Origin of the sequence: uncultured Sphaerochaeta sp. (assembly GCF_963676625.2) — a bacterium.
GTDB lineage: Bacteria > Spirochaetota > Spirochaetia > Sphaerochaetales > Sphaerochaetaceae > Sphaerochaeta.
Map to the genome: position 1 here is coordinate 199,325 of NZ_CAXXYB010000013.1, position 26,878 is coordinate 226,202.

The following is a 26,878-nucleotide window of genomic DNA, read 5'->3' on the forward strand; positions in this document are numbered from 1 at the left end:
AAAAATCTATGGAACAAAACAAGGTAAGCAATGAAATTCTTGAAGGTAACACCATTCTAGGCATAGAATTTGGTTCTACAAGAATAAAAGCAGTGTTGATCAATTCCCAGAATGAGCCCATTGCCCAAGGTGGCTTCGATTGGGAGAATTCCTTGGTCAATGGTATCTGGACTTATTCCTTGGATGAAATCAATACCGGACTTGCCACTAGCTTCAAGAACCTCACTCAAGATGTCCAAAACCAATACGGCGTTTCCTTGACCAAGACCAAAGCCTTGGGAATCAGTGCAATGATGCATGGATACCTCGCTTTTGACAAACATGATGAACTTCTGGTTCCCTTCAGGACCTGGAGAAATACCATCACAAGGGACGCTTCCGAACAATTGTCTGAGCTCTTTGACTACCCAGTTCCTGAACGTTGGTCCATATCCCATCTTTATCAGGCAATTCTCAACAAGGAAGAACATGTAAAAAATTTAGCATACGTCTGTACTCTTGCCTCATATGTGCATTGGAAACTAACCGGAGAAAAAGTACTTGGCATCGGTGATGCCTCTGGCATGTTTCCCATTGATGTACAATCGCATACATATGACAAGAAAATGGTTAAAAAGTTCGACACTTTGATCAAGGACTATAATTATTCATGGGATTTGAGTTCCCTACTTCCCAAGGCTTTACTTGCAGGAGAAGCAGCAGGAAAACTCACCAAGCAAGGAGCTTTATTGCTTGATCCCACAGGGACGTTTGAGGCAGGCATCCCCCTTTGTCCACCGGAAGGCGATGCAGGGACAGGGATGGTTGCCACTAACAGCATTGCCCAGAGAACAGGTAACGTCTCGGCCGGAACTTCCGTGTTTGCCATGATTGTCCTTGAAAAGGAACTTTCCAAAAGCTATAACAAATTCATCGATCTGGTAACAACACCTGATGGTTCCTTGGTAGCAATGGCCCATGCCAACAACTGCACGGGAGAATATGACCAATGGATCAGGCTCTTCAAGCAAGTCGTAGAGGCAACAGGTAATTCCATTCCGAAAGGAAAACTCTATGATATTCTCTTGGGAAAGGCTTTGGAAGGAGACAAGGATTGCGGTGGCCTGCTTCCCTTCAACTATATCTCAGGTGAAACAATGACAGGAATCTATGAAGGACGTCCTTTATTTGTTCGTCTGACAAATAATCATTTCACCTTGGAGAACTTCATGCGTGCTCAATTATTCACTGCCCTGGGAGCATTGCGAACTGGCATGGACATCCTCTTTGAGAAAGAACATGTCCAAGTCGATGCAATCAATGGACATGGAGGATTTTTCAAGACGGCCGAAGTTGGCCAAAAGATGATGGCAGCAGCCATGCATACGCCCATTTCAGTACTAAAGACTGCTGGTGAAGGAGGAGCTTGGGGCATTGCTTTATTGGCTTCCTATCTTGTCAATGCAAAGGATGCCAGATTACAGGACTTCTTGGCAAATGAGGTATTTGCTTCCAGTGAAGCAGCTACTGTCGTTCCCTCCCTTGAAGATATCGAAGGTTTCAATGTTTTCTTTGCCAATTATAAAAAAGGCTTGGCGGTTGAGAAAGCAGCAGTTGAAAACCTGGACTAATACCAATTCATCAAAAATGCTTTTTGAAATACTCCTCCTATTGGAATAATCCAGTAGGAGGTTTTTATATATATATAAAAAACTTCCATATTAAAAAGGCTTGCCCTGACAATATTGCCAAGGCAAGCCTAAGAGGAGAAAAATAGGAGGAGTCTATTGGAATTTCCAGGCCAAGTCAGAAAGGAATAATTGCTGCTTCATTCCTTCTACCGTCGAGGAAACAGAAATGTGAACAAATTCTATCCCCACGATCTCACACCAATCCTCAAGCATCTGTGCATTGGCATCAAAGCTGAGAACAGTATGGTGGGCACCGCCGGCGAGTATCCAAAGATGTGCACCAGTCTTTAAATCGGGTTCCGGTTTCCACATGACCCGAGCCACGGGAAGGTTTGGCATTTTATAAATAGGTTTGACAACTGTGATATCTTGTACAATAAGTCTTAGGCGGCCTCCCATATCGATGAGAGAGGCTACTACGGCGTTTCCCGTATGCCCTTCAAATACAAGTCTGGCTGGAGGCTCTTTTCCGCCTATGCCCAAGGGATGAACTTCAATCCGAGGCTTGCCAGCGGCAAGAGAAGGACAGACTTCAAGCATATGGGAACCAAGAGACAATTCCTTGCCTTTCTGAAGATCATATGTATAATCTTCCATGAAAGCAGTACCACCTTCCATACCCTCTGTCATCCTCTTGATCAAAGCTGTCATGGCAGAAACCTTCCAGTCGCCTTCCCCACCATAACCATAGCCATCGGCCATCATATTCTGGGAGGCAAGACCAGGCAATTGCTTCATTTCCTGCAAATCTTCAAAGGTGTTGGTAAAGGCACAAGCCCCTTGCCTATCCAGGAACCGACGCATGGCAATCTCTTCTCTAGCCTGATAGCGTACGGTAACAAGCTCCTCGGTAGCAAAGGTATAGAGAGTTGCATAGGAAGCCATTTTTTCATCAATTTCTTTTTCGGTTACCTTGTCTATCTCTTTGATAAGATCCCCTACTCCCCAGGTATTCACTTGCCACCCAAGTCGCATTTGCACTCCAACCTTGTCCCCTTCTGTCACGGCAACATTACGCATATTGTCACCGAACCGTACAACTTTGAGTTTTTTGCTTTCAATTGCACCGATTGCAGAACGCATCCAGCAACCCAAGTCCTGACGTACATCCTCGTCTTCCCAGTATCCGACGACAATCTTACGTTTCAAACGCATTCTGGCAGCAATGAAGCCATGTTCCCTGTCTCCATGTGCCGATTGATTCAAATTCATGAAATCCATATCAATACCCTCATCAGGAATATTCCTGTTGAATTGGGTATGGAGATGGCAATATGGCTTTTGCAAGAGCTCAAGGCCGTTGATCCACATCTTTGAAGGAGAAAAAGTATGCATCCAAACAATTATGCCAGCGCAGGAATCGTCATAATTTGCTTCCTTGATCCACTTTGTGATTTCCTCAGGGGTCTTCAACGTTGCTTTATACACAACTTTGCAAGGAATTTCCTTTGCCTCATCCAAACCTTTTGCAATAATAGTAGAATGATCTGCAACCTGCTCTAAAGTTTCTGGTCCATAGAGGAACTGAGAACCGACCAGTAGCCAGAATTCATAATCCCGTAAAGGTTTCTTATCCATCATAACTCCCTTCCTTTGGGATTCAATTCACTCCATCCCACAGGCATATCCAAACTTAATTTATTTCAAACGTCCAACATATTTTATTTGAGGTGGGGAAAATCATGCTACCGCAGGAAACAATTCCCCATCCATCATTTTTTCTCTTGCTCAGGCTTTCTTTTGTTTTGAAACCAAGTCAACCGTAACGGCGCCCAAAAGGACCATACCTTTGACAATTTTCTGGATATCAGTAGAAAGTCCTACCAAGGACATCCCATTATTAAGAATTCCCATGATCAAGGCACCGACAACAGCACCAATGATAGTACCGGCACCACCAGCGATGGCCGCACCACCGATATAACAAGCTGAAATGGCATCCATTTCAAAACCATCCCCTGCCTTTGGAGTAGCGGAAGCATTTCTTGCCGAAAGTACGATACCTGCTACACCACAAAGAAGTCCCATGTTTGCATAAACCCAGAAATAGACTTTCTTCGTATTGATTCCCGATAACCTTGCAGCCTTTGCATTGCCGCCCAACGCATAAATCTGCCTACCGGCTACAGTTTTCTCTGTAAGAAAATGATAAAAAGCAACCAAGACTCCCATCAGTACCAATACATAAGGAATACCTTTATACATGGCAAGTTTCATCAACACGAACCAAACCAAGAAAAGGATAATACTTATCTTGAACAATTCCTGCCATTGGGGAAGAATGGGAAATCCATATTTCCTCTTTGTAGTGTTTGCATGTACAGTCGAGAAAATAATCAATACAGATGCAGCCAAAGCTATGATAATACAAAGTAGATCAAGACTATTGCCAAATATGGTTACCTTTGTAGAGGGAAGGAAACCAGCCCCGATCTTAGTGTAACTGGGAGGAAGAGGCCCTTTTGTCTGTGCTTGCAAGATAGTGTAAGTAAAACCACGACCTATCAACATAGTAGCCAAGGTTACGATAAAAGGGGGAATACTCAAAACCGAAACAAAGAATCCGGTAAAAACACCGAACAAACCACCTACAGCCAAAGCGGCAATGAAGCCTACGATAACCGGTAGATGAAAATCAACCACCATGATGGCAGCAGAGGCTCCACAGACAGCAACAACAGAACCTACTCCCAAGTCAATGTTTCCTGTCAAGACACAAAGCAACATACCAACTGAGAGGATGATGATGTAACCATTCTGCATGATAAGGTTATTGATATTGGTTGAAGATGCATTCGTCCCACCTGTCAGAAAAAAGAACAACAGATAGATTGCTATCAGGGCCAACACCATTCCATATTGTTTGACATCGATATGTCCTTTTGATTTCTTGATTGCAAGGGTTTCCATGCTTATTTTCTCCTCCGACTATTTGCATCCCTGATAATACGAGTCATAATTGCTTCCTGGGATATTTCATTTTTCTGCATTTCGCCGATAATACGGCCTTCATTAAGGATATAAAGTCTGTCTGAAACACCAATGACTTCCGGCATTTCAGAGGATATGACTATAACAGCCTTTCCACTTTTTGCAAGTTCATTGATCAACAAATAGATTTCATGTTTTGCTCCGACATCAATACCTCTTGTCGGTTCATCCAGGATCAACACATCCGGAGCTGTCATTATCCATTTTGCCAAAACCACTTTTTGTTGGTTGCCTCCCGATAAGGTCTCAACTTTTTGGTTTATGGAATAGGCTTTTACATTGATGGATTTTTTATACTTCTCAGACTCCAGGATAACATCATTCTCATTTATGACTCCATGCTTGGAAAAGAAAAACGGCAATGCTGCCATTGTCATATTATGTTTCATGTCATCAGTCAATACCAAACCATACTGTTTACGATCTTCACTACAATATGCAATTTTATTACGAATTGCATCTCCCACAGATTCAATAGCAACAAGTTTTCCATGCATCCAGATTTCTCCGGAAGTCTTTTGCCCATAAGATTTTCCGAAAATACTCATCGCCAATTCTGTTCTTCCCGCACCCATAAGTCCTGCAAAGCCTACGACTTCACCTGCACGAACATTAAAGTTGACATCATCAAGGACAATTCTTGTTGAATCATCAGGATGATAGGTAGTCCAATGCTTGACTTCCATTATAGGTTCGCCAATCTTGCAATTTTCCCTTGCTGGGTACCGTTGGGTAAGTTCCCGGCCTACCATGGCCCGAACGATTACATCTTCACCAAACACATCCTGCCCACGAACCAAATCCTTGATAACTTGGCCATCACGAATAACTGTAATGGTATCGGCTACTTTTGTCAGTTCCGCAAGCTTATGGGAAATGATTATGCTGGTAATGCCCTTTTTCTTGAGCTCTAAAAGGATGGAAAGCAAATGATCGCTTTCCTCATCATTGAGCGAAGCGGTTGGCTCATCAAGGATAAGGAGACTTACCTTTTTAGTCAGAGCCTTCGCTATTTCAACAAGCTGCTGTTTTCCAACTCCTATACTGTTGATCGGTTTGGAGACATCTTCGTTAAAGAGACCAACCTCAGCTAATACTTCCTGGGCTCTTTTTCGTGTTTTCCACCAATCAATCACTCCCTTTCCATTAACCTGCTCATTGCCTAAAAAAACATTTTCGGCAATAGAAAGAAAAGGAATCAAAGCCAATTCCTGGTGAATGATTACAATTCCTTGATCCTCACTGTCACGAATCTGGTGAAATTGGCATTCCTTACCATTGTAAATTATCTGTCCTGAGTATGATTTATAGGGATAAACTCCCGAAAGAATATTCATCAAAGTGGACTTTCCAGCCCCATTCTCACCACATAGCGCATGAATTTCACCACGTGCCACCTGAAGATTTACCTCAGTAAGAGCTTGGACGCCGGTAAATCTCTTCGTGATATCCTTCATCTCCAAAATATTGTCAGCCATAAATACCTTGCTCCTGGTTTCTTCCCGATTTTTCAGTCTAGGTTTCCCTATCGACGATACTCCCAATGTTCAGCAATAACCTAAACTTAAATCTGTGCGGATTGCCAGGCAACCCGCACAAAAGTGAACATCATCGGTTTTTCAATCAGATCTTGAGCTGGTCTTCAGTGTAATAACCACCATCAACGATAATTGCCTTGTAGTTGCTCTTATCAACTGCCACAGGCTGGCAAAGATAGGAAGGTACAATAAGCTTGTTGTTATTATATTGGGTGGTATCATTGATCTCAGGAGTTGATCCCTTGAGTACAGCCTGAACCATTGAAGTACACTTTTCAGCCAAAAGACGAGTATCTTTATAAATACTCATGGTCTGGTATCCAGTAATGATATTCTTGGTTGCCATCAATTCGGCATCCTGACCAGTAACCAAAGGCCAATCCTGTCCGAGTGTGTAACCGGCGCCTTCAAGAGCAGAACGGAGACCATAAGCAAAACCATCAAAAGCAGTACAGGCAATGTCAAGTTTTCCATCGGCATAGAATGCAGACAGATAATTTTCAGCCCACTGCTGAGCAGTTTCCTGTGACCAGCGAAGAATACAAGTGTCCTTGAAAGCAGTTCTTCCACTCTTGCAAACCAAAACGCCATTGTCCAGGTATGGTTGCAAGACTTCCATCACGCCATTATACAGGAACAATGCATTGTTATCGTCAGGAGAACCCATAAAGAATTCAATCGTATAGGAACGGCCTTCAGCTTTAGCAGTCTTCAAACTTTTAGCTTTTTCGATATATTGCGCAATCTTGGTGCCAACACCTTTGTTATCAAAAGTTGCGTAATATGATACAGCATCAGTATCCATGAGGAGACGGTCATAGGCAATTACTGGAATGCCAGCTTCTTTTGCCTGGGCCAATGCATTTACCAAAGCAGAAGAATCAACTGCGGCAACAACCAGACAGTTAACTTTCTTGGCAACAAGGTTCTCGATCTGTGAAACCTGGGCCTGTACATCATCCTCGGCGAATTGGACATCTACATTATAGCCAACAGCCTCCAGTTGTTTTTTCATGTTTGCCGCATCATTGATCCATCTTTCCGACGATTGTGTAGGCATACATACACCAACAGTCAGTTTTCCACTGGCCGCTGCACTTTCCTTCGATCCATTTGCCCAGACACCAGACATTACAAGGGCAAGCACGAGCAAGAACATTCCTGCTTTTTTCATTTAAAAATCCTCCATTTTCAAAATAACCGCTTTGCGTTTACGTTAACGCAACCATGTGTATAGTGTCCAGCTGTTTTTATATTCTGTCAAGAATTATTTTCGTTTTCAACGGAGTAATATTTCTATCTATAAATATTATAAAGTTTTATATACAATTTATGGTATCTTCTTAATCTCTTCTATAGACAGAAACAATTCCTATGATATACTTGCGTTATCGTAAGTCAAAGAATCATAAGATTATAAGGATAAATTTTCGATATGACTATTTCTGAGATTGCTAAATTAGCAAAGGTTTCCATAGGAACAGTGGATAGAGTATTACATAACCGGGGAAGAGTTGCCCCAGAGACGGTGGAGAAAATCATGTCCATCGTACAGGATTATGGATACCAACCCAATACATATGCCCGCAACCTGAAATTGAGCAAAACCTTCCATATTGGAGTACTTCTTCCAAAACTTCATTCTGAATATGGGTATTGGAACTTGATATATGATGGAATTCTTAAGGCAGCCAAAGAGCTGTCCCCATTATCTGTTTCTATTGATTTAGTTGAATTCGACCGGGCAAAACCAGAAACCTTTCTTGAGTCAGGAAAAAAATTATTCTTGAAAAACCCAGATGCCATTCTTTTTCCCCCAGTCCTTCCTGATGTATCCAAAATATTTATAGAGACCCATAGTACCTTGGATTTTGCATTCATAGACTCCCCTCTTCCTGATACCCAACCAGTGGCCTCTGTAGTGCAAAACCCGTTTAGAGGAGGATATCTTGCGGGTAGAATGATGAATTTGCTGAGTCCCCAAAAGGGAACCTATATCACGATTCAAACCCATAAATCCGCTTATAACTCCTCGGAACGATCCAGGGGCTTCCTTCATTATTTCCAAAATAAAGAAGGCTACAAGACTATTGAACTTATCATAAACCTTGCCGAAGGCGGGGAAGATATCATAGAAAAGGCCTATCGACAGTATCCTGACCTACAGGGCATATTTGTGGTAAATGATGCGGTACACAGAGTAGCCCATATTATTTCTCTTTTGGGCCGTAAATCACAAACAATCTTGATAGGATACGACCTTATTGCCCAAAACCGTAAGGCAATGTCAGAAGGAAATGTTGACTGCCTTTTGTCACAGCGTCCTGATTTTCAGGGTTATACAGCTATTTATCAATTATACAGGAAAAATATGCTGGGACAAAATCCAGAAGTTGTCATCGACCTCCCCATTGATATCATACTTCCCGAGAATCTTCAGGATGAGCATTCCCAGTTTCTTCTCACCGATCCATCATCCGGTATAGTTGAATAAAGCACCTCCCAAGGAAATCAATACAGAAATAGGTGATGGCTTATTGCATAGCATTAAATATTGACTCAAGATTTGCTCATGTAAAACGGCAATCAGTTTGTTTCCAAAACCGATTGCCGTTTTGTATGAATTTCTCTAAAATTTTATTTTCGTCTTTCCTTGAGAGTTGCAAAAACACTTTGCAACACAATAAAGAAGCATAATAAGGCGGACAATACGATTTTATTCCACCAGGAAGATAAGGTTCCGTTGCACCGAATATAGGTTTCGATGGAAGCCTTGATCAGTACACCAAAAAAGGTACCGATCACAGTTCCTACGCCACCAGTAAGCAAAGTACCACCGATAACAGCAGAGGCGATGGCTTCCATTTCAAACCCCCTGGCCTGCTCAACAAATCCACTTGTCGTATTGAGACAGAATACAACCCCTGCAAGAGAAGCCAAGAAACCATTGAGCATATAGGCAAGAAGTTTTATCTTCCGTACATTGATGCCCATCAGTAATGCGGATTGCTCATTTCCCCCGACTGCAAAAAGTGAACGGCCAAATTTGGTATATTTGCAGAGATACCAAACTGCCAAAAGGGCGACTAACGCAATCACGACACTTGGATGGATAAACGGATATAGTTTTATTCCTCTTTTATTCACCGTCGCACCAAAGAACAAGCTAATGTTCTTGTGGGCCAATGCCAGAAAAGCTTTATTCGTGGTTATTGCGATTTGCTCGACACTGATCATGGCAGTCAAGCCTCTGCAAAAAAACATTCCTGCCAAGGTTACGATAAACGGTTGCAATTTCAAATAGGCTATCAACCATCCCTGGATAAATCCAAAGCCAATTCCGAACAGGAGTACCCATATAATGGAAAGGGAAGCACTCATCCCTTTGTTTTGCATAAAATTGGCAAGCATCATGCAAATCAAGCCAACAACAGAACCTATTGAAATATCAATGCCACCGGTTATAAGGACCAAAGTCATTCCCGAGGCTGCAATAATCAGACCGGCATTGTCGATCAACATGTTGAAGAACGTCTGCATCGTCCCAAAGCCTTGCTCATGATAAAATATTATTCCCAATATATACATGACAAGGAACATAAAAATCGTGACAAACAGCAAGAAATTGTTACCACTGAGTTTTTTCTTGAAATAAGAACTTGCCATCATGCGACCACCACCTTCTTGGACTGTCTGGACAACTTATACAGTGCAATCCAGTGTTTGAATTCCTCTGATTGTATTGATACAATCAAAATAACAACAATTGCCTTGTATACTGGTATTTGGTCCGCAGTAACACCCATTGCATACAGACTTGTTGTCAATGCCTGGATGGTAATTGCACCAATGACAGATCCGATAAGGCTGAATTTGCCTCCGCCCAGGCTATTCCCTCCAAGGGCAACGGCCAAAATGGCATCCAGTTCCATATTCAATCCAATATTATTTGCATCACTGGAATATATGCGGCTTGCAGATATAACTCCTGCAAGACCGGAGGCCATGCCAGCAAACGCATAGCAGAAGAATATGACCAATGCCGAATTAATTCCTACCAGTTTTCCGGCCTTTGGGTTTATCCCCACTGTCTTGATGTAAAGACCTATAGCCGTTTTGTTCAGAATAAAATAGGTTACAAGAACAAAACCAAAGGCTATGAATACAGGAGTAGGTATCACGACATTTGGCAGGAAACCACCAAACTTCCTAAATGAATCCATACGAACATACAAAATCTGACCAGAAACCATCTTTCCATTGATTTCCCTTGCACTGATAAGCTGGGCAATTCCCCGACCTGCAGTAAACAGGATCAAGGTGGCAACCATAGGTTGAATATGTAACTTGGATACCAAAATTCCATTGAAAGCCCCACAGGACAGTCCCGCAAGAAGAGCAACGAAGATCGCCATGGCCATTGGGGTAGCATAGGCATCATAGCTCGAACCTAGCAGTCGTACACAAACTGCTGCGGCGAGTGCACTGACGGCGCCCACTGATATATCGGCTCCTGCTGAGGAGGCGACAACCAAGGTCATGCCAACCGAGAGGATGATAAGCTCACTTCCTCTATTGATAATATCAATTATATAGCCGTACAAAACCCCATTCTGAATCGAAATCTTGAAAAACGAGGGAGTAACCAATACATTCACGATCATCATGAGACAAAGAGCAAAAATAGGTAAAAACAATTGTTTTTTCGTGATAACACCTATGGTTGCCCTCAAAGGGTTCTCATTCTTTTCCAAACTCATTATCACTTTCCTCCTGCTATTGCAGCCATTACCTCTTGTCGATCAAGGTGATTGTTTTCCAATTCTCCTTGTTTCTTTCCATCCCGAAGGATACAAAGCCTATTGACCGTACGAAGCATTTCGTCTATTTCAGAACTGATAAACATCACGGTCATCCCTGACTGCGAAAGCTTGATTATCAATTTCTGAATTTCCGTTTTGGTTCCGACATCAATTCCCCTGGTTGGTTCATCGAGAATGAGAAAATCAGGATTGGTAATCAACCAACGACCAAGTATTACCTTTTGCTGATTCCCTCCGGATAATTGCTTGACCAAGGTTTCCGTAGAGGGAGTTTTGATTTTCAAGGCTTTTATGAATTTCTCAGTCAACTCATTTTGTTTGGAAATCGGCAACAATTTAAATACGCCAGTCTTTGCCTGCAGGGCGATAATCATATTTTCTCGCACTGAAAGATCAGAAATGATACTCTCGGCTTTCCTGTCCTCAGGAAGAAAAGCCATTCCTTGTTTCATGGAATCCAAGGGAACATGCGCCTTCAGTAGCTTTCCCTTGAAATACAGGGTTCCTTTGTCAGCATGATCGGCTCCATACAACGCCCTGGCCAACTCAGATCTCCCTGAACCCAACAGACCAGTCAAACCAACAACTTCACCCTTGCAGAGGGTAATATCAAAAGGTTGTATTGTCCCTGTATGAGAGAGCCCAACAGCCTTTACAATCACATTTTTTTCATCTTCAACGCTACACTGTTTTTCAGTGTTTCGTATTTCGGCAAGGTCATCAAAATCATGCCCAAGCATCTTTGCGACCAACTGGACGCGGGGAAGTTCCGAAATCTCATACATCCCCACCAGCTCTCCATTTCGCAAGACAGTAATCGAATCACAAATCTCATACACCTGTTCCAAGAAATGAGTAACGAAAATGATACCTACACCTTTCTCTTTCAATTGGTTCATTACAGAAAAAAGTTTCTTGACCTCATGTTCATCAAGGGAACTTGTCGGTTCGTCGAGAATCAATACCTTGCACTTTATGTCAACCGCACGCGCAATGGCTACCATCTGTTGTATAGCCACCGAATAGTCACCCAACGGTTTGGTGACATCAATCTTATCCAGTCCAACATTGGCCAGGACTTCTTTTGAACGTTTGTTCATTTCGCCCCATCGAATAGCACCGAATCGAGTGATCGGTTGCCTACCAATAAAAATATTCTCGGAAACCGAGATATTTGGACAAAGATTTACTTCTTGGTATACAGTACTTATTCCTTGCTCCTGAGCTTCCTCAGGGGAATGGTTGATAATGGGATGATCTATTCCACTCATCCTTATCTCACCGCTATCCATGACATGGACACCTGTAAGTACCTTGATAAGCGTACTCTTTCCGGCACCATTTTCACCCATCAAGGCATGAATTTCACCTTGTTTTAAAGAAAAATCGACATTACTCAGGGCTTTGACCCCAGGAAACATCATATTGATGTGGCGCATAGTTAAAATGACAGAATTATCCATCAAGGTCCTCCAGGAGATAACAAAAAAGCAAGGCAGGATACTCGTTGTACCCTGCCCTGTTTAGTCAACAATCAATACTTTCTGGTCGGGAGTATCTCTTTGGCATTGGTAGTATCAAAGCTACCTTCAGTAACATACATGATCTTATCAACTTTCTGGCCTGCTTCGAGTTTCTGGATAATTTCAGCTACGCGTGGGCCGTGCAAGGGATTGCATTCGACATCTGCATTCAATTCACCAGCAATCATCTTGTTGAAGGCTTCATGTACTGCATCAAACGAAATGATGATGATATCTTTTCCGGGGACCTTTCCGACTGCCTTGATAGCATCGATGGCACCAAAAGCCATGTTGTCATTTTCAGCAAAAACAACATCAATCTTAGGATATGCCTTGAGGAAAGACTCCATTACTTCCTGACCTTTTGCCTGAGTAAATTCACCTGTCTGTTTTGCAAGAAGATGGTACTTAGGATTCTTGGCAATACCTTCGGTAATACCTTGGGTACGTCCTACCTGGGCAGAAGAACCGATGGTTCCCTGCAACAATACCATATTCAAGTCTTTGTTTGCCAATCCATTCTTGGCTACATAGTCATTCAACCACTTTACGCCATCCTGGCCTTCCTTGAGGAAGTTTCCACCAACCCAAGCAGTATACAGGCTATCGTCGGAAAGTTTCATCTGACGGTCTGAAAGAATTACGGGAATACCAGCAGCCTTTGCTTCACCAAGTACAGTTTCCCAGCCAGTCTCCACTACTGGAGCAACTACGATGTAATCAACATCCTGCTGGATGAAGTTACGAATAGCCTTGATCTGGTTTTCTTGTTTCTGCTGTGCATCATCAAAAATCAATTTATAACCATTGGCTTCGACAAAAGTACTCTTGAAGGATTCTGTATTTGCAGTTCTCCAATCAGATTCTGCACCGACTTGTGCATAACCAACAACAATGAGTTTCTTTGCTGGAGCAGAGGTGGCAGTTGCGGGAGCTTCAGTAGCCCCGTTGGCAAATATAAAACTTGCACCAGTGACCATCAAAACCAATAATAATACCATTACCTTTTTCATCATAACCTCCTGATGAGTGAAAATATTTTCATGCAATGCGTTAACGTTAACGCATTATATAAGATATTTTATTAGCCGTTTTAGTATTTTGTCAAGTTTTTTGTTTAGAATATATCAAAAACATAATAATGAAGAATTGCCAAAGTCAAAAAAATATTCTCGGACATACGTCCCAAAAAAGATTTAACTTTTTCCAGCAACTTGTTTTTCCTTTTAAATATACGTGGAACAAACAAGGAAATAACGCAAGAAAAGCCCTTGTCAAAGGCCTTTTTTTAAAAATTTCTGCCAAAGGAACAGGTAAAAAGAAAGAAAAAGGAGATGAGGCAGGGACACTAATCATATCCGAGTGAATTCAGGACGTTAACGTTCACTCCTATCTGGTCATGAAATAATCAAGAGGAACCAAGTATTGTCTCAACGATTTTTCTGTCACTTGGAGCAAAATCAAATAAAGCCAGTTCCTCTTTATCCACCCATTTATATTCGGTATGGACAGACAGGGGAAGATCATTGAAATCCTTTGAAAAAATCAGGTAAGCCTTCAAATGATACAATGTTCCTTTATTGATAAAATCATGAGTATGTATCAGCTCCCCAACTTCAATATTCAGGCCAAGTTCTTCCAGATATTCCCTTTTGAGCGTTTGGCCCTCTGTCTCACCCCAGCGATTCTTTCCACCGGGAAATTCCCACAATCCCCCGATTGCCCCACCCTTGTCTCGCTTTGCAATAAAATATTTTTGATCTTTCACCAGGACTCCTGCCGTGGTTACTCGCTCTGCAGAATATTCATCCATACCTATTCTCCTACAATAATACCGAAACCGGTACCAGAAAATGCAATACTGCTATTAGGATAGTACAATACCCTAGTACCCGTTTGTTTTTTTCAAAATACTGCCCGGTAGCTTCCAATACAGAGTTATTATCGTCTCCAACTGTTGGTTCATCACTTCTGAAAGCCTTGAAGATATACCAGAGAGTCAGGCCAAGAATATTGATCATAGGAAACAAATCGCCCAAGAAGGTAGGCCCAGGGTCAACAGGATACAAGCAAAGCATGACAACCAGAAAGATGCCACCAAGAATGAGAATCCTGCGAAATCGTTTGGAATTCCTGAAATAATAACGAAGAGACAAGAGCAGGGAAAACCGAACCCCGTACGAATCGCTCAGGAGGAATCCCGCACCAAGAAGCAGATACAATACGCTAAGCAAATAGATTTGTATCAAACCTCCATACCTCCTACAGACTTTCCTATGAATCCCAAGAGAGCCTCACTATCATAATACCCAAGGGCATCCTTTGCCAACGAACCGGCTTTTTGGTGCACGGCCGCGCCAAGAAGAGCAGCCTTGAAGCTTTCCAGGCCACTACCAAGCAATCCTACGATGATTCCTGACAAGACATCCCCGCTGCCGGCAACTCCCAGGGACGGATTCAATCCTTCAAGGATCATGATAGGTTCATTTGGACTTACGACATAGACCAAGGAGCTCTTGGCTACAATCGTAGCTTTAAGTATATCAGAAAGCTTTTTGAGATGAGAAAAATAGAATTGGGGAGAATCATTCTTTCCCAAGGAGTCTGCTTCCTGACCAAACACGGCCTGGGCAAGCATCCTCAGCTCCCCAAGATGAGGGGTAAGGATCAGGGGGCCATGGATCACGCCAGGATTCTCAGAGAATATAGTTGCATAGGCCTTGAGGGCATCGGCATCCAGTACAAGGGGCACCTTGGTTGCAAGCAGGGTTTCGTAACAAAGCTTCCCTACCTTCTCCCCACCCCGGACCTGCCAGAATTCCCTGAAACGATGAAAAATCATCATACCCGGAAAGAGAGTGAACCATCACAGAAGGACTTTCGGTTGCGGCAATCTGAAAAACTTCAGGATCACAAAACAAGGAGACCAATCCTGCCCTTGAAGAGAAGGCGGCTCTGGCTGACAGTCTGACAGCCCCAGTATACCGGATACTGCCACCTACCAAAGCCACATGGCCGCGGCTATTCTTGAATGCAGAAGAAGACAAGGCTTCCATTCGTAGAGTATCAATATTGGCTAATTTCACTTCACTGTGGGCTGTTTTCAATACTATATTCGGAAATGAAGGATTTGCTACCATAAGTTGTCCGCAGTCCTGTCTGATTGCAGGATGAAACAAGGCACTTTTTCCAAGCCCGAGGGTAATTGTGCGGTGGGCAAAAAAATGGGGGTGCTTGGGCTGAGATATCATCTCCTACTCCCGAAGGAATATCGATAGAAATACGCAAGGCCTTGCTTTTGTTCGCAAGAAGAACCAAATCCCTATACACCCCTTTCAGTTCCCCTGATAATCCAGTCCCAGACAAGCCATCGAATAAAACCTCTGCGTCAAGAATGGTTTGTTCAGCATTAGGCAATAGATCTTGCCCTAATACCAGGGAAGGAAGCTCATAGGCCTTGGCTATTTCCCGTTGAGTGAAGCAAGAAGGTGATATATGGGAACCAACAAGAATGCAAACTTGATTTAAAAACCCTTCGTCAAACGCAAGTCGGGCAACAACCAAGGCATCTCCTCCATTATTGCCCCCACCACAAAGGAAAACTAGTTTTTGCTCTTTATACAACTGGCCTTTTACAGCCGCCCAGATTTTAAACCCGGCAGTTTCCATAAGGGAAAGCCCCGGAATTTTATACCGGTGCTGGGCAATGCTATCTATTGATGCCATTTCTGAGGAAGTTACAAGCTGATCCATGACCATACTGTACAGCAGGTTTCCTAGGCGGTCAACTAAACCTACCTTGACAGTTTTTTGCAATCTGTTTAGTCTGGAAGAGTCCTGGGGTGGCCGCTTCGGCCTGAGATTACACCCGTTAACCTGATCTGGATAATACCAGCGGAGGGAGACACGCCAATTCTCAATACTATCGATCCCCATGGCAGAATACCAATATGGAGGTGCTTTTATGAATAAGCATCGAATCGTTTGTGCCGTTCTAGCCATTTCCCTTCTCCCTATGGTGCTTTTTGCACAAGGAACAAAGGAAGCTCCCTCTTCTCAACAGAATAGGGAAATCACCGTATATGCCTATGATGCCTTTTGCGGGGACTGGGGCCCCGGCCCGACAATCATTCCTGAATTCGAAGCAAAAACGGGAATCAAAGTCAACCTGGTAAGTGCCGGGGATGCCATTGAAATGCTCACCAAGGCAAAGAGCGAAATGAGTAATCCTGTTGCAGATGTAATCATCGGTATCAGCAATGACATGGCCTCCAAGGCGTATGAATCAAATCTTTTCGAGACATACAATAGCCCTGAATTGGCCTCAATCCCTGCCTTCTTGCAATTTGACAGTTCGAAAAGACTCCTGCCTTTTGATTATGGTAACTTTTCCTTTGTCGTCGATACCGAAAAGATGGCAAAGAAAGATATCCCTAAAAGTTTGAGTGATCTTACCGATCCTAAATACAAGGACAAGGTAGTTCTCATCGACCCTCGTACTTCCTCCGTTGGATTGGGACTGCTTCTCTGGACTATTGAAGTATATGGAGAAGAGGGTTATCTAGACTGGTGGAAAGCAATGAAAGACAATGCCCTTACCATTGCCGAGGGATGGTCGAGTGCCTATGGTCTCTTTACTGAAGGAGAAGCGCCACTCGTACTCAGTTATACCACCAGCCCTGTCTACCATGTCATGTTTGAGGATACAACACGATACCAGACCGTTCTTTTCACAGAAGGTCATAGCACCACTGTCGAAGGTGTTGGGTTAGTCGCATCGTCGCAACATAAGCAGGATGCCAAGACTTTCATTGATTTCTTGTTAAATGATGCACAACTTGAAATCGCCACCGCAAATTCCATGTATCCGGCCAACAATTCCATTGTGCTGCCAGATGCTTTCAAATGGGCTCCGAAACCAGCAAAGAATCTTTCCCTGGATGCAAAAACCATTGATAAAAATCTTGATAGATGGCTTACTGAATGGACGCAGGTGATGAGTAAATGAAGAAAAAGGGCAAACAGGTCAGTCAAGGAATATATCGGGCAATGCCCATTCCAGGCTCAGCAATATTGCTGGTATTATTCTTGGTTCCTCTTTGCCTTACCCTTTCCAAGGCCTTCATCATAGAAGGAAGTTTTACCTTTTCCCGGATCGTAGATACATTTACCGATGCCTATACGATCCGGATCATGCTATTCACTCTTTTACAAGCAAGCTTGAGTACTCTCTGTTCTTTGGCCATCGGTCTTCCGGGAGCCTATCTGATCGCCAACTATTCTTTCCGTGGGAAAAAACTGATAAAGGCTATCAGTACGATCCCCTTTGTGATTCCCTCGATCCTGGTAGTTCTTGGTTTCGTGATTTTCTTCGGGAACAATGGTTTTCTCAACAAAGCTCTCATGGCTGTCTTCAACCTTTCGGAACCTCCCTTGAAAATACTCTATTCCTTCAAGGCTATTTTACTAGCCCATACGTTTTTTAATTTTCCTATCGTCATGAATTTGGTTTCCTCCTACTGGGAGCATATGGACCAGCATTGCGAGATGGCCGCCTGGACCCTTGGCGCAGGCAAGGTCAAGACATTCACGACCATCACCCTGCCTCGGCTTATGCCAGCAATACTATCCGCTGCCAGTCTGGTCTTCCTGTTTTGTTTCAACAGTTTTGCAATCATCCTTGTTCTCGGTGGAGGCCCGAAATTCACTACCATGGAAGTCGAGATCTACCGATTGGCCCGAATGTCCATGGACATGGGGGGTGCAGCTGCCATGTCCATCTTTTCAATTCTGGTTACCACCATTATTCTTGTTTGGTATAACCATACCCAAAAAATGATAACCCGAACCGAAACCTATACGGTTTCCCACAGGAATCTGGAACAGAAACCCGCAACCATCACCGGAAAAATCCTGGCTCTCCTCTATTCCTTTTTCTGCTTCTTCTTCGTTCTCGGCCCAATTCTATCCATCCTTGTCAGATCCTTCATGGCTTCTGCAACAAGATCCGGTGCCGAGAGCTTTTCTTTGAAATGGTACCGGCAATTATTTGCCCTTGAACGAGGAACCGGCCACATGGGGTCGGCCTTGGGAGCCTTGGAGAATAGCCTTGCAATAGCTACTATAGTAGCTTTAATCACTATTCCCATTGCCTTGACTCTTTCCACTGCTATCAAAAGAAAAGGAAAATGGACAGGAACCCTAGAACTATTTACGATGCTCCCCATGACGGTAAGCTCGGTTATCATCGGTCTCGGGTATTACATCATTTCCAGTACCATCAGGGGAGGAACAGGTATCGGCTATACCTTGGTCGTATTGGCCCATATGGTAATTGCCATTCCCTTTGTGCTCAGGACCATTCTACCTGAATACCGTAAAATTCCAGACTCCTATATGCAATGTTCTCTTACTCTTGGAGCAACCCCGCTACGAACTTTTCTCAGCATAGAAATTCCCTTGCTCAAAGGAGCAATGCTTACTGCAGGGATTTTCGCTTTTGCGTTGAGTATGGGTGAAATTACAGCAACCCTGACCTTGGCAAATAGTTCCATAGTCACACTTCCCGTCGTGATGTACCGCTTGATAGGTTCTTATAATTATCAAGGGGCGTGTGCTCTCGGTTCCGTACTTATCCTGGTTTGTGGTATAGTGTTCTCCATCAGTGAACTTGCAAAGGGAGATGAAAATGGAAGCTAGTGGTCTTTTTTGTTCTTTGAAAGCTTCCTATCCGGATTTTAAGCTCAATGCCTCATTTTCCATCGGAGAAGGAGAACTGGTTTGTATCATCGGACCTTCAGGATGCGGGAAAAGCACAACCCTTCAGCTTATAACTGGACTTATTCTCCCCGACGAAGGAGCTGTAGTCCTTAACGGAACGGATATTACCGAGAAACCAGTCAACGACAGGGAAATAGCCATGGTTTTCCAGGATTATGCCCTATTTCCCCATATGTCTGTCGAACAGAATATTGCGTATCCCATGAAGCTGAGAAAAGTTTCAAAACGTGAAAGAAAAGAGAGAGTCAAAAGTCTTCTCGACCTGGTTGCCCTGCAAGGGTATCAAAAACGAAAACCCCAGGAGTTATCAGGAGGGGAAAGGCAACGGGTCGCCTTGGCCAGGGCATTGGCCTCCCAACCTAAGTTACTGTTGCTTGATGAACCTCTTTCCGCCCTTGATGCTAAATTGCGCAAGCATCTCCGAGAAGAGATCCGTCGTATTCATGATGAAACAGGGGTCACGACTTTGTATGTCACCCACGATCAGGAAGAAGCCTTGGCAATTGCAGATAGAATAATTGTCATGCAGGAAGGAAAGATCGAGCAAATTGGTACTGGAGAGGAAATTTATTACAACCCGACTTCGCTATTTGTAGCTACTTTCATGGGTGAAGGCAACTTGCTTCCCTACGATACCATACGTACATTGCGACATCCAGAAGCAGAAACAAATGCAGTAGAGGATCCTGACCATGTATGTTTCTTCCGACCTGAAAACATCTTGGTACAGGATGATGAAACCCTTCCTCTCCCTGAGTTTCTGCCACATCTGGAGTTCAAGCAGGTCCAAGTGGCCGCTTGTGAGTTCCAAGGAACTCATTATCGGCTTTCCTGTCTTTGGGAAGGCCATGCAATCATGGTGGAGTCCCAACGAAAACCAAGGGGAGCAACGATACGCCTGGGAATCAGGGAACAAGATATACAGGAGTTCCTGCAGGGAAATAAAATACCAAGTCTGGGGAATAGCAAATAGTAATTATTCCCAATATACTGGGAACCATGAAGTGTAAAAAAACCTTTGCTCTCGTTTTATTTGCTCTCCTTCTTTCTCCTCTCTTTGCAGGAGCCCAATATATGTTTGCCTTGGAAGCTTCCAATTCCTACTATATGTCAATTCCTCACTTTGCAGATGAACTGCCCTTCCGTTCCAGTTATGCCTATGGCTTTTCCGGTAGTCCTATAGGATTCAGCTTTGAAAAAGGAACTGTCAGTGCAGATGTCCAATTCTTGCATGTATCCGATTCCATTCTTTTCGGAAACTACATTGCCAGGGGTTTCTGGAATATCGGGGTAAAACTGCGGGGAACCTACCAATTCAATGACATTGCAGGGCTTTTCCTTGGCCTTGGGACTGAAATGAATTATTACAGCGATATTTCGGAAGGCTTTGCTTCGTTTTCACTCCAGGCAGGCCCCCAATTCACTCTCTATAAAAACAAGAACAATCGCATTGATCTCCTCCTTCCCCTTTCCATTCACCTGAGAAAAGAAATTACGGCCCCTATGATAGGAGTTGGAATCAGATACAGTTACATTCCAAATCAGAAACACAAACAGGAGGGCAATATATGAAAAAGCATCTTGTCCTATTACTCCTGCTCTCTCTCCTATTGTTGACCAGTTGTGAGTTATTCACTGAAGAACCAGCCAAAGGTAAGGTAAATTATGTCGTTATTGGATTGGATTATAAGAATGACAACAGTAGTAGTGATGATCTGAAAGGCACACTTAATGATGCAAAAGAAATGAGTACAACCCTCGATGCCCTTATCACCAAAACTGATAGGCCCAAAGGAACTGCCTATCTTATGATCCAGGAAGGAAGTGATATTGCCACTTCCGATCCATTATATCCTTCGATTACCAACGTAGAAACAAAGCTTGCAGAACTCAAGGATTCAGCGGCTGACAATGACCTTACCATCTTTTTCTATAGTGGACACGGAGAAGAAAACACAGGAAAACTGGTTCTAGCTACAACAGATGGACTTCTCCATGGAGAGGACCGAATGGCCCCTTTGACTCTGCTTTCTCTTATGAACGATATACCAGGGAAAAAGCTACTTCTTCTGGACAGTTGCTACAGCGGACAATTCGTAGGAGAAAGTGCTTCTTCTGAAAGTACGGTCTATAGCGATTATGATTTCTATGCAAAATATTTCTCTGATGAGTCCTATGGTTTATCAAACTTGTATGTTCTCAGCGCAAGTGCAAACAATACAGTATCGTGGGAGTTATTTCCAGACGATACAACCAACGACCATCATCATGGGGTGTTTACCTATGCTTTGCTCGAAGGCCTTGGTTTGGTTCATACGTATGGAACCACTGATGATTCCTCCGTCACACTACTTTCATTCTCCCCTACAATCCCTGCAGCAAAGGACAGCGCTGTTACTGTCGATAGTCTGTATGCATATGTCATCGACAACCAAACACTTTCCTCAAATAGCTATTCGTATTACCATCAACACCCCATGACCAATGGTGGTGCGATGGATATGGTTCTCTTCAACTATTGAACAGTGAGCTGGGAGGATGGCAGTCATGGCATCAAGCAGTGAATTTGTGGAATATGTTTGCAATCAATTGCAAAGCGCAGGAATCATCACGTACAAAAAGATGTTCGGTGAATATGGACTCTATTGCAACGGGATATTCTTCGCAACTGTCTGTGATGATCAACTTTTTATAAAAATAACCAACCAGGGCCTGACACTCATGCAAGATGCCGAGACGGCAGCCCCCTATCCTGGGGCAAAGCCCTGTTTTCTCATTGCTGACCTGGAAAATGCTCAGGTCCTTCATCAATTGACCAACCTTACCTGCAATGCCTTGGTTGGACAAAAATCAAAAAAATACCCAAAGAAGACTCACATCATGAACTTTCCCCATAGAGTTGGAGAGTTCTGAGAGCTAGGCTACTGATTGACGGTATTGCACCGGAGACCGGTAGCCTAGTTTTTTTTGTATTCGCTTGTCATTGTACCAAGCGATGTATTCCCCTTACCAGCTGTTCCATCTCTTCCTTGGTTAGCAGTCTCTTTCTGTTCTGGTAGATGGTCTCACACTTCATGAGGCCGAAGAAATTCTCGATGCAGGCGTTGTCCCAACAGTTTCCCCTGCGGGACATGCTCTGCACCACACCGAGACCCCTAAGGTAGTCGACATAGGCCATGTTCGTGTAGGTCCATCCCCGGTCCGAGTGGATGAGGACGCCATGGAGATCGAATCCCTTGTCGACCAGTTGCTGGATGGCCTTGATGACCATGGCGAGGCTCTGGTGCTCCTCCATGACATAACTCACGATCCCGTTGTCGTACAAATCCTTGACCGCGGCCAGGAACAACCAGCCCCCCACGACACGAAGGTACGTGATGTCGGTCACCAGCTTGCACATGGGCCCCTCTGCCGAGAAGTCCCTGGCCAGTATGTTTTGTGGCAGTTCCCTTGCAGTTTCTTTCCGTATCCGATAGTAGCCCTTGGGAAACCGTCGGATGCGGACCTTCGCGTTCAGGGCATGTTCCTTCATGACCCGCTCCGACGCGCTTGTGGTTCAGTTGCACGTACCCGAACCTCGCCTTCAGTTCCTGCGTCATCCTTGGAATCCCGTAGGACCAGTTTGTCTCTTCTTGTATCTGCCTGATGTGCGATGCTATGGAGACATCATTGTTGACCGAATCATCCTTGTGTTGTTCCCAGTAATAGTAGGTGCTCGGGCAGATGCCTGCCAGCTTGAGCGAACGGGTCACAGGGACTCCGAGCTTCCGTGCCTCAGCAACTGCTGATAGAACTTTTTTTTTGACGGATCCGTCTCCTCTGCCTCGCAGATTTGGAAGTACGTCCTGTAGAAGATAATCCCGTCGTGCATCCCCTTGAGCTCTGACTGCTGTTGCCTTACGAGCTTCTCGAGCTCTTCCATCTTCTTCCGTTCCAATTCCGTCATTGTGTCCACCTTTCCTCTTTCTGCCTTTCTTTCTCGTGCAGACCCCGTACTCAGTATAGTTCCGAATCCATACATTCAGAACACTAATCGACAAGGCGTATTTGCGGCAAAGACCAGATTTGGTTTCTTCCTTGGACAGCGACTTGAGGACAATCCCTTCCTTTACTTGCTCGTTCATGGCCTCGTATCTACGGTCGTAGGTACAGTACACCCAGCTCTCGTTTCCACCTTCGTATTGCTTGCACCACCGCCTGGTGCTTGACGGATTGAGACCCAGTCTCTTTGCGGTGGCCTTGCCTTTGCATCCTTGCTTGAATAACTTCAAGGCCTTGAGTTTCGTCTTTTTGCTGATCTTTGACATAACAATCCCCCATGTTTGGATTTCTCCAATTCACGGGGGAAAGTTCATCACAACATAACCAAAAGGGCTTCTTTACAATCCATGCAAACCCTTTTCTTTCAAACTCCTAGGCAAAATCCATATTTTCCGGGTTTCCCATCAGTTGAAGTAATTACCCATATTTCACTCCTTCAATTCAATGAAAGGAATGGAAATGAAAAAAATGTATATGAATTGTATCTTGGGCATATTCATCATGCTCATACTGTTTTTCGCTGGGTGTGAGCTAAACAGAATTCCACCTGCCAGGGGAGAGCTCTACCATCTTGCCATAGGCCTTAACTATCATGGCACAAATGTCGCCTATCTATCGGGAACCATCAATGATGCCAGGGAAACTGCCCTAGCCCTTGAATCAGCCTGCACCCTTTCCCACAAGCGCTATCATGGCATGACAATGCTCCAAACTGGTGGAAAAATACGGGAGGAACTATCATATCGCCCACTCTATGATTATGATGAAATCACCAATCCAATACTTCCTACCAAAATCAATATCCTCAATACCTTACAGAATCTCTGCAAGACAATGAAAGAAGAAGACCTTCTCCTATGTTCCTTCAGTGGCCATGGATACAACGACGGATCGCTCGTGGTGGCCCCTCTGAATCAAAAGGGATATATCTTCAAGGAAGACGGAACTCTTGATACCCAATGTCTGCTGGATGTCGAGACCCTTCTGGGCACCCTGAAAGAATTTCCAGGGAGGAAGCTCCTTATTCTGGATAGCTGCTATTGTGGCTCCTTTGTCAAAGGAAATGGTTCTTCAGTTTCCTTGATAGAAAATCCATCCTATATCCATGAGGCCTTCAGGCAATACATTTCCAAGGAATATGCAATTCCATCATTGTTTGTTCTCGCCGCGACGACCGCCGACAACACCAGCAAGGAACCCCGAGAGAGTTCTCATCCTCATGGATATTTCACAGAAGCCCTGCTTAAAGGCTTGGGCTGGAATCCTGAAAAAGAAGTCCCTGAAAAGTTTCTTCCTCCTGCCTGCAAGAAAAAGGCTGTCACGACTGACAGCCTTTATGCCTACATTCACGACCACCAGAAGATTCCAACGGAAGGAAAAATAAAATATCTTTATCAACATCCCCAAGTTACCGGAGGATGCAGGGACTTGATTCTCTTTACGTATTGAACTGCCCATTGCGCACCGATTCAATTTCATCCCTTATCACGACTGCCCGTTCGAATTCCAGATTCTTCGCAGCCTGCAACATTTCCTTTTCCAGTGCCTTGATATATTTCTTTCGATCATTGGCACTAAGCATGTTGTACCCATCCTTGAGGATGGCAATATCTTGCTTCTGGTTTTGTTTGGTATCTGCCTGCTCTCGTTCAATGATATCCTGAATTGCCTTGATAATGGTAGTCGGGGTAATGCCATGCTCTTCATTGTAGGCCATCTGGATTGAACGTCTGCGTTCAGTCTCCCCGATTGCCTGTTCCATGGCACTGCTCATTTTATCAGCATACATAATTACCCTTCCATCAGAATTTCGGGCAGCCCGTCCGACTATCTGGATCAACGAGGTAGCGGAACGAAGAAATCCTATTTTATCTGCATCAAGGATGGCAATAAGGGAAACCTCAGGAAGATCGAGGCCTTCCCGCAACAGATTGATTCCAACCAATACATCAAAAGTTCCCAGACGAAGATCCCTGAGAATTTCCACACGTTCAATCGTCTCTATCTCAGAGTGCAGATAGCGGACCTTAAGCCCAAGACCTGCTAGATAATCGGTCAAATCTTCACTCATTCGTTTGGTCAGGGTAGTAATCAGCACCCTTTGCTTCTTGGCTATGGTCTTGCGGATTTCACCATAGAGATCTTCCATCTGACCTTCAGTCGGACGAACCTCGATCTTGGGATCAAGCAACCCGGTAGGACGAATGACTTGCTCGACAATCTGGGAACTCTGGCCAAGTTCCACTGGCCCCGGGGTCGCAGATACAAATACCCGCTGGCCGACAACATCCACAAATTCCGAAGCTTTCAGAGGACGATTATCCAAAGCCGAAGGCAATCGAAAACCATAATTGACCAGGTTGAGTTTTCTGGAACGGTCGCCTTCATACATTGCTCCCACTTGCGATAACGTCACATGGGACTCGTCAATGAACGTAATGAAATCAGGAGGAAAATAATCAAGCAATACGGCAGGTCGTTCTCCCGCTTTCCTATCGGAAAGAGGCCTGGAATAATTTTCAATCCCGGAACAATAGCCGATTTCTTCCAACATCTCCAAATCATACTCTACCCTGGTTTTTATCCGTTCTGCTTCAAGAGGTCGTCCCAGACTATTGAAGTATTCAACCTGGTCGTTCATTTCACTCTTGATTCGTTCAATTGCAGCTCGTACCTGTTCTTGGGGCATGACAAATTGTTTGGCCGGATACAAAGTAAAACTATGTACCAACTCCTGCTTTTCCCCTGAAACTGGGTCAAACCATTGAATGGAAGCAATTTCATCCCAATCGATGGAAATGCGTATGGCATTCTCCAAATAGGAAGGGCAAATTTCAATGATATCACCCTTGACGCGAAAGGCACCCCGTTTGAGAATCATATCGTTTCGTTCATATTGCATACGAACCAGTTGGTCCAGGACATCATGATGATTGAAATCTTCCCCTACGGTAAAGGTATGTACCATATCCCTTACCGATACAGGATTGGCAAGTCCAAAAATACAGGAAACCGTGGCTACAACAATGACATCACGCCGTTCCATGAGGGAAAACGAGGCAGACAATCGAAGGCGATCGATTTCCTGGTTTATATCGGTGGCTTTTTCTATATATAAGTCCCTGCCAGGAACATAGGCTTCAGGCTGGTAATAATCATAGGTTGAAACAAAATACTCCACTGCATTGTCAGGAAAAAATGATTTGAACTCCCTGTACAATTGTGCGGCAAGGGTTTTGTTATGGGAAAGCACCAAGGTCGGACGTTGAACTTGTTCAATTATCTTGGCCATCGTATAGGTCTTGCCACTACCGGTCACACCCTTGAGCGTCTGGCATTTATCCCCGGAAACAAGGCCTTGGGCAAGTTTTTCTATTGCCTGTGCCTGATCTCCTGAAGGACTATAGGGGGCAACGACCACAAAACGCTTTTGTTCATTGGATACTTCTCCGTGGATATTTTCCACGGCTTCACCACCCCAGGATCCATCTACTTTTACTTCTTTCATTATT

26 protein-coding genes, 1 pseudogene and 1 riboswitch are annotated in these 26,878 nt (G+C 44.0%); of the genes and pseudogenes, 10 read left to right on the top strand and 17 right to left on the bottom strand.

All coding sequences use genetic code 11. The annotated features are described in order from the left end of the window. Positions 1-8 precede the first annotated feature (8 nt). Complete coding sequence (locus ACHZBG_RS17315; protein ID WP_320130720.1) at positions 9-1,610, top strand: FGGY-family carbohydrate kinase; 1,602 nt, start codon at positions 9-11, stop codon at positions 1,608-1,610. A 153-nt stretch (positions 1,611-1,763) separates the two neighbouring features. Here the strand turns inward: ACHZBG_RS17315 and araA are convergent, their stop codons facing one another. The 4 genes from araA to ACHZBG_RS17335 all read right to left on the bottom strand — a co-directional run bounded on the left by araA (position 1,764) and on the right by ACHZBG_RS17335 (position 7,373). Next, entirely contained in the window at positions 1,764-3,248 is a 1,485-nt protein-coding gene (gene araA / locus ACHZBG_RS17320; protein WP_394699426.1) for an L-arabinose isomerase, read from the bottom strand. A 150-nt stretch (positions 3,249-3,398) separates the two neighbouring features. After that, positions 3,399-4,580, bottom strand: a complete 1,182-nt coding sequence (mmsB, locus tag ACHZBG_RS17325) for a multiple monosaccharide ABC transporter permease (protein WP_320130722.1) — start codon at positions 4,578-4,580, stop codon at positions 3,399-3,401. A gap of 2 nt (positions 4,581-4,582) precedes the next feature. Then, positions 4,583-6,139: a sugar ABC transporter ATP-binding protein gene (locus ACHZBG_RS17330; RefSeq protein WP_320130723.1), complete on the bottom strand. Its 1,557-nt coding sequence runs from the start codon at positions 6,137-6,139 to the stop codon at positions 4,583-4,585. A 145-nt stretch (positions 6,140-6,284) separates the two neighbouring features. Then, positions 6,285-7,373 (bottom strand): sugar-binding protein, encoded by a 1,089-nt coding sequence (locus ACHZBG_RS17335; protein WP_320130724.1) that lies wholly within the window; start codon positions 7,371-7,373, stop codon positions 6,285-6,287. A 261-nt stretch (positions 7,374-7,634) separates the two neighbouring features. Here ACHZBG_RS17335 and ACHZBG_RS17340 point away from each other — a divergent pair, with 261 nt between their 5' ends. After that, a complete protein-coding gene (locus ACHZBG_RS17340) occupies positions 7,635-8,693 on the top strand; it encodes a LacI family DNA-binding transcriptional regulator (protein WP_320130725.1) in 1,059 nt (352 codons plus the stop codon). 143 nt (positions 8,694-8,836) lie between these two features. On the opposite strand, the gene ACHZBG_RS17345 is transcribed toward ACHZBG_RS17340, so the two are convergent. From ACHZBG_RS17345 to ACHZBG_RS17360, 4 genes are all read right to left on the bottom strand, one after another. Beyond that, a complete protein-coding gene (locus ACHZBG_RS17345) occupies positions 8,837-9,865 on the bottom strand; it encodes a sugar ABC transporter permease YjfF (protein ID WP_394699427.1) in 1,029 nt (342 codons plus the stop codon). Continuing rightward, on the bottom strand, positions 9,865-10,959 hold the full coding sequence (locus ACHZBG_RS17350) for an ABC transporter permease (protein WP_320130727.1): 1,095 nt from the start codon (positions 10,957-10,959) through the stop codon (positions 9,865-9,867). Before ACHZBG_RS17350 ends, ACHZBG_RS17345 begins: the two co-directional genes overlap by 1 nt. Before the next feature lie 2 nt (positions 10,960-10,961). Then, positions 10,962-12,485 (bottom strand): sugar ABC transporter ATP-binding protein, encoded by a 1,524-nt coding sequence (locus ACHZBG_RS17355; RefSeq protein WP_320130728.1) that lies wholly within the window; start codon positions 12,483-12,485, stop codon positions 10,962-10,964. Between the two features lie 71 nt (positions 12,486-12,556). Continuing rightward, positions 12,557-13,558 (bottom strand): ABC transporter substrate-binding protein, encoded by a 1,002-nt coding sequence (locus ACHZBG_RS17360; RefSeq protein ID WP_320130729.1) that lies wholly within the window; start codon positions 13,556-13,558, stop codon positions 12,557-12,559. Between the two features lie 128 nt (positions 13,559-13,686). Between ACHZBG_RS17360 and ACHZBG_RS17365 the strand changes: the two genes are divergently transcribed. Next, the gene (locus ACHZBG_RS17365) at positions 13,687-13,911 is read left to right on the top strand and encodes a hypothetical protein (RefSeq protein ID WP_320130730.1); all 225 of its coding nucleotides are present in this window, start codon (positions 13,687-13,689) and stop codon (positions 13,909-13,911) included. A 42-nt stretch (positions 13,912-13,953) separates the two neighbouring features. Here ACHZBG_RS17365 and ACHZBG_RS17370 read toward each other — a convergent pair whose 3' ends face one another. From ACHZBG_RS17370 to ACHZBG_RS17390, 5 genes are read right to left on the bottom strand one after another with little or no spacing between them, the layout of a single operon-like run. Then, positions 13,954-14,358 (bottom strand): NUDIX domain-containing protein, encoded by a 405-nt coding sequence (locus tag ACHZBG_RS17370; protein ID WP_320130731.1) that lies wholly within the window; start codon positions 14,356-14,358, stop codon positions 13,954-13,956. A 10-nt stretch (positions 14,359-14,368) separates the two neighbouring features. Continuing rightward, positions 14,369-14,794: a hypothetical protein gene (locus tag ACHZBG_RS17375; protein ID WP_320130732.1), complete on the bottom strand. Its 426-nt coding sequence runs from the start codon at positions 14,792-14,794 to the stop codon at positions 14,369-14,371. Then, complete coding sequence (locus tag ACHZBG_RS17380) at positions 14,791-15,297, bottom strand: ADP/ATP-dependent (S)-NAD(P)H-hydrate dehydratase (protein WP_320130733.1); 507 nt, start codon at positions 15,295-15,297, stop codon at positions 14,791-14,793. The genes ACHZBG_RS17375 and ACHZBG_RS17380 overlap by 4 nt, the downstream gene beginning before the upstream one ends. After that, positions 15,242-15,631, bottom strand: coding sequence for an NAD(P)H-hydrate dehydratase (locus ACHZBG_RS17385; protein ID WP_320130734.1), 390 nt, complete (start codon positions 15,629-15,631; stop codon positions 15,242-15,244). Before ACHZBG_RS17385 ends, ACHZBG_RS17380 begins: the two co-directional genes overlap by 56 nt. Position 15,632: 1 nt before the next feature. Then, on the bottom strand, positions 15,633-16,298 hold the full coding sequence (locus ACHZBG_RS17390) for an NAD(P)H-hydrate epimerase (protein WP_320130735.1): 666 nt from the start codon (positions 16,296-16,298) through the stop codon (positions 15,633-15,635). A 74-nt stretch (positions 16,299-16,372) separates the two neighbouring features. Beyond that, positions 16,373-16,465, top strand: a riboswitch (TPP riboswitch). Between the two features lie 44 nt (positions 16,466-16,509). Between ACHZBG_RS17390 and ACHZBG_RS17395 the strand changes: the two genes are divergently transcribed. The 6 genes from ACHZBG_RS17395 to ACHZBG_RS17420 are packed head-to-tail and all read left to right on the top strand — an operon-like array spanning position 16,510 to position 22,238. Then, complete coding sequence (locus ACHZBG_RS17395) at positions 16,510-17,553, top strand: thiamine ABC transporter substrate binding subunit (RefSeq protein WP_320130736.1); 1,044 nt, start codon at positions 16,510-16,512, stop codon at positions 17,551-17,553. Continuing rightward, the gene (locus ACHZBG_RS17400; RefSeq protein WP_320130737.1) at positions 17,550-19,244 is read left to right on the top strand and encodes an iron ABC transporter permease; all 1,695 of its coding nucleotides are present in this window, start codon (positions 17,550-17,552) and stop codon (positions 19,242-19,244) included. The genes ACHZBG_RS17395 and ACHZBG_RS17400 overlap by 4 nt, the downstream gene beginning before the upstream one ends. After that, positions 19,234-20,298, top strand: a complete 1,065-nt coding sequence (locus ACHZBG_RS17405; RefSeq protein WP_320130738.1) for an ABC transporter ATP-binding protein — start codon at positions 19,234-19,236, stop codon at positions 20,296-20,298. The genes ACHZBG_RS17400 and ACHZBG_RS17405 overlap by 11 nt, the downstream gene beginning before the upstream one ends. A gap of 26 nt (positions 20,299-20,324) precedes the next feature. After that, positions 20,325-20,897: a hypothetical protein gene (locus ACHZBG_RS17410; RefSeq protein ID WP_320130739.1), complete on the top strand. Its 573-nt coding sequence runs from the start codon at positions 20,325-20,327 to the stop codon at positions 20,895-20,897. Beyond that, entirely contained in the window at positions 20,894-21,847 is a 954-nt protein-coding gene (locus ACHZBG_RS17415; RefSeq protein WP_320130740.1) for a caspase family protein, read from the top strand. The genes ACHZBG_RS17410 and ACHZBG_RS17415 overlap by 4 nt, the downstream gene beginning before the upstream one ends. Before the next feature lie 25 nt (positions 21,848-21,872). Continuing rightward, positions 21,873-22,238: a TfoX/Sxy family protein gene (locus ACHZBG_RS17420; RefSeq protein WP_320130741.1), complete on the top strand. Its 366-nt coding sequence runs from the start codon at positions 21,873-21,875 to the stop codon at positions 22,236-22,238. A gap of 3 nt (positions 22,239-22,241) precedes the next feature. Here the strand turns inward: ACHZBG_RS17420 and ACHZBG_RS17425 are convergent, their stop codons facing one another. The 3 genes and pseudogenes from ACHZBG_RS17425 to ACHZBG_RS17435 form a co-directional block, all read right to left on the bottom strand. Continuing rightward, complete coding sequence (locus ACHZBG_RS17425; RefSeq protein WP_394699429.1) at positions 22,242-22,322, bottom strand: IS3 family transposase; 81 nt, start codon at positions 22,320-22,322, stop codon at positions 22,242-22,244. After that, positions 22,306-22,857, bottom strand: coding sequence for an IS3 family transposase (locus ACHZBG_RS17430; RefSeq protein ID WP_320130753.1), 552 nt, complete (start codon positions 22,855-22,857; stop codon positions 22,306-22,308). The genes ACHZBG_RS17425 and ACHZBG_RS17430 overlap by 17 nt, the downstream gene beginning before the upstream one ends. Positions 22,858-22,879: 22 nt before the next feature. Beyond that, a pseudogene (locus tag ACHZBG_RS17435) lies at positions 22,880-23,632 on the bottom strand (helix-turn-helix domain-containing protein); the annotation flags it as partial. A 193-nt stretch (positions 23,633-23,825) separates the two neighbouring features. Between ACHZBG_RS17435 and ACHZBG_RS17440 the strand changes: the two are divergent. Beyond that, positions 23,826-24,815, top strand: a complete 990-nt coding sequence (locus ACHZBG_RS17440; protein WP_320130742.1) for a caspase family protein — start codon at positions 23,826-23,828, stop codon at positions 24,813-24,815. Here ACHZBG_RS17440 and uvrB read toward each other — a convergent pair. Next, the gene (uvrB, locus tag ACHZBG_RS17445; RefSeq protein WP_320130743.1) at positions 24,805-26,874 is read right to left on the bottom strand and encodes an excinuclease ABC subunit UvrB; all 2,070 of its coding nucleotides are present in this window, start codon (positions 26,872-26,874) and stop codon (positions 24,805-24,807) included. The genes ACHZBG_RS17440 and uvrB overlap by 11 nt on opposite strands. Positions 26,875-26,878 lie beyond the last annotated feature (4 nt).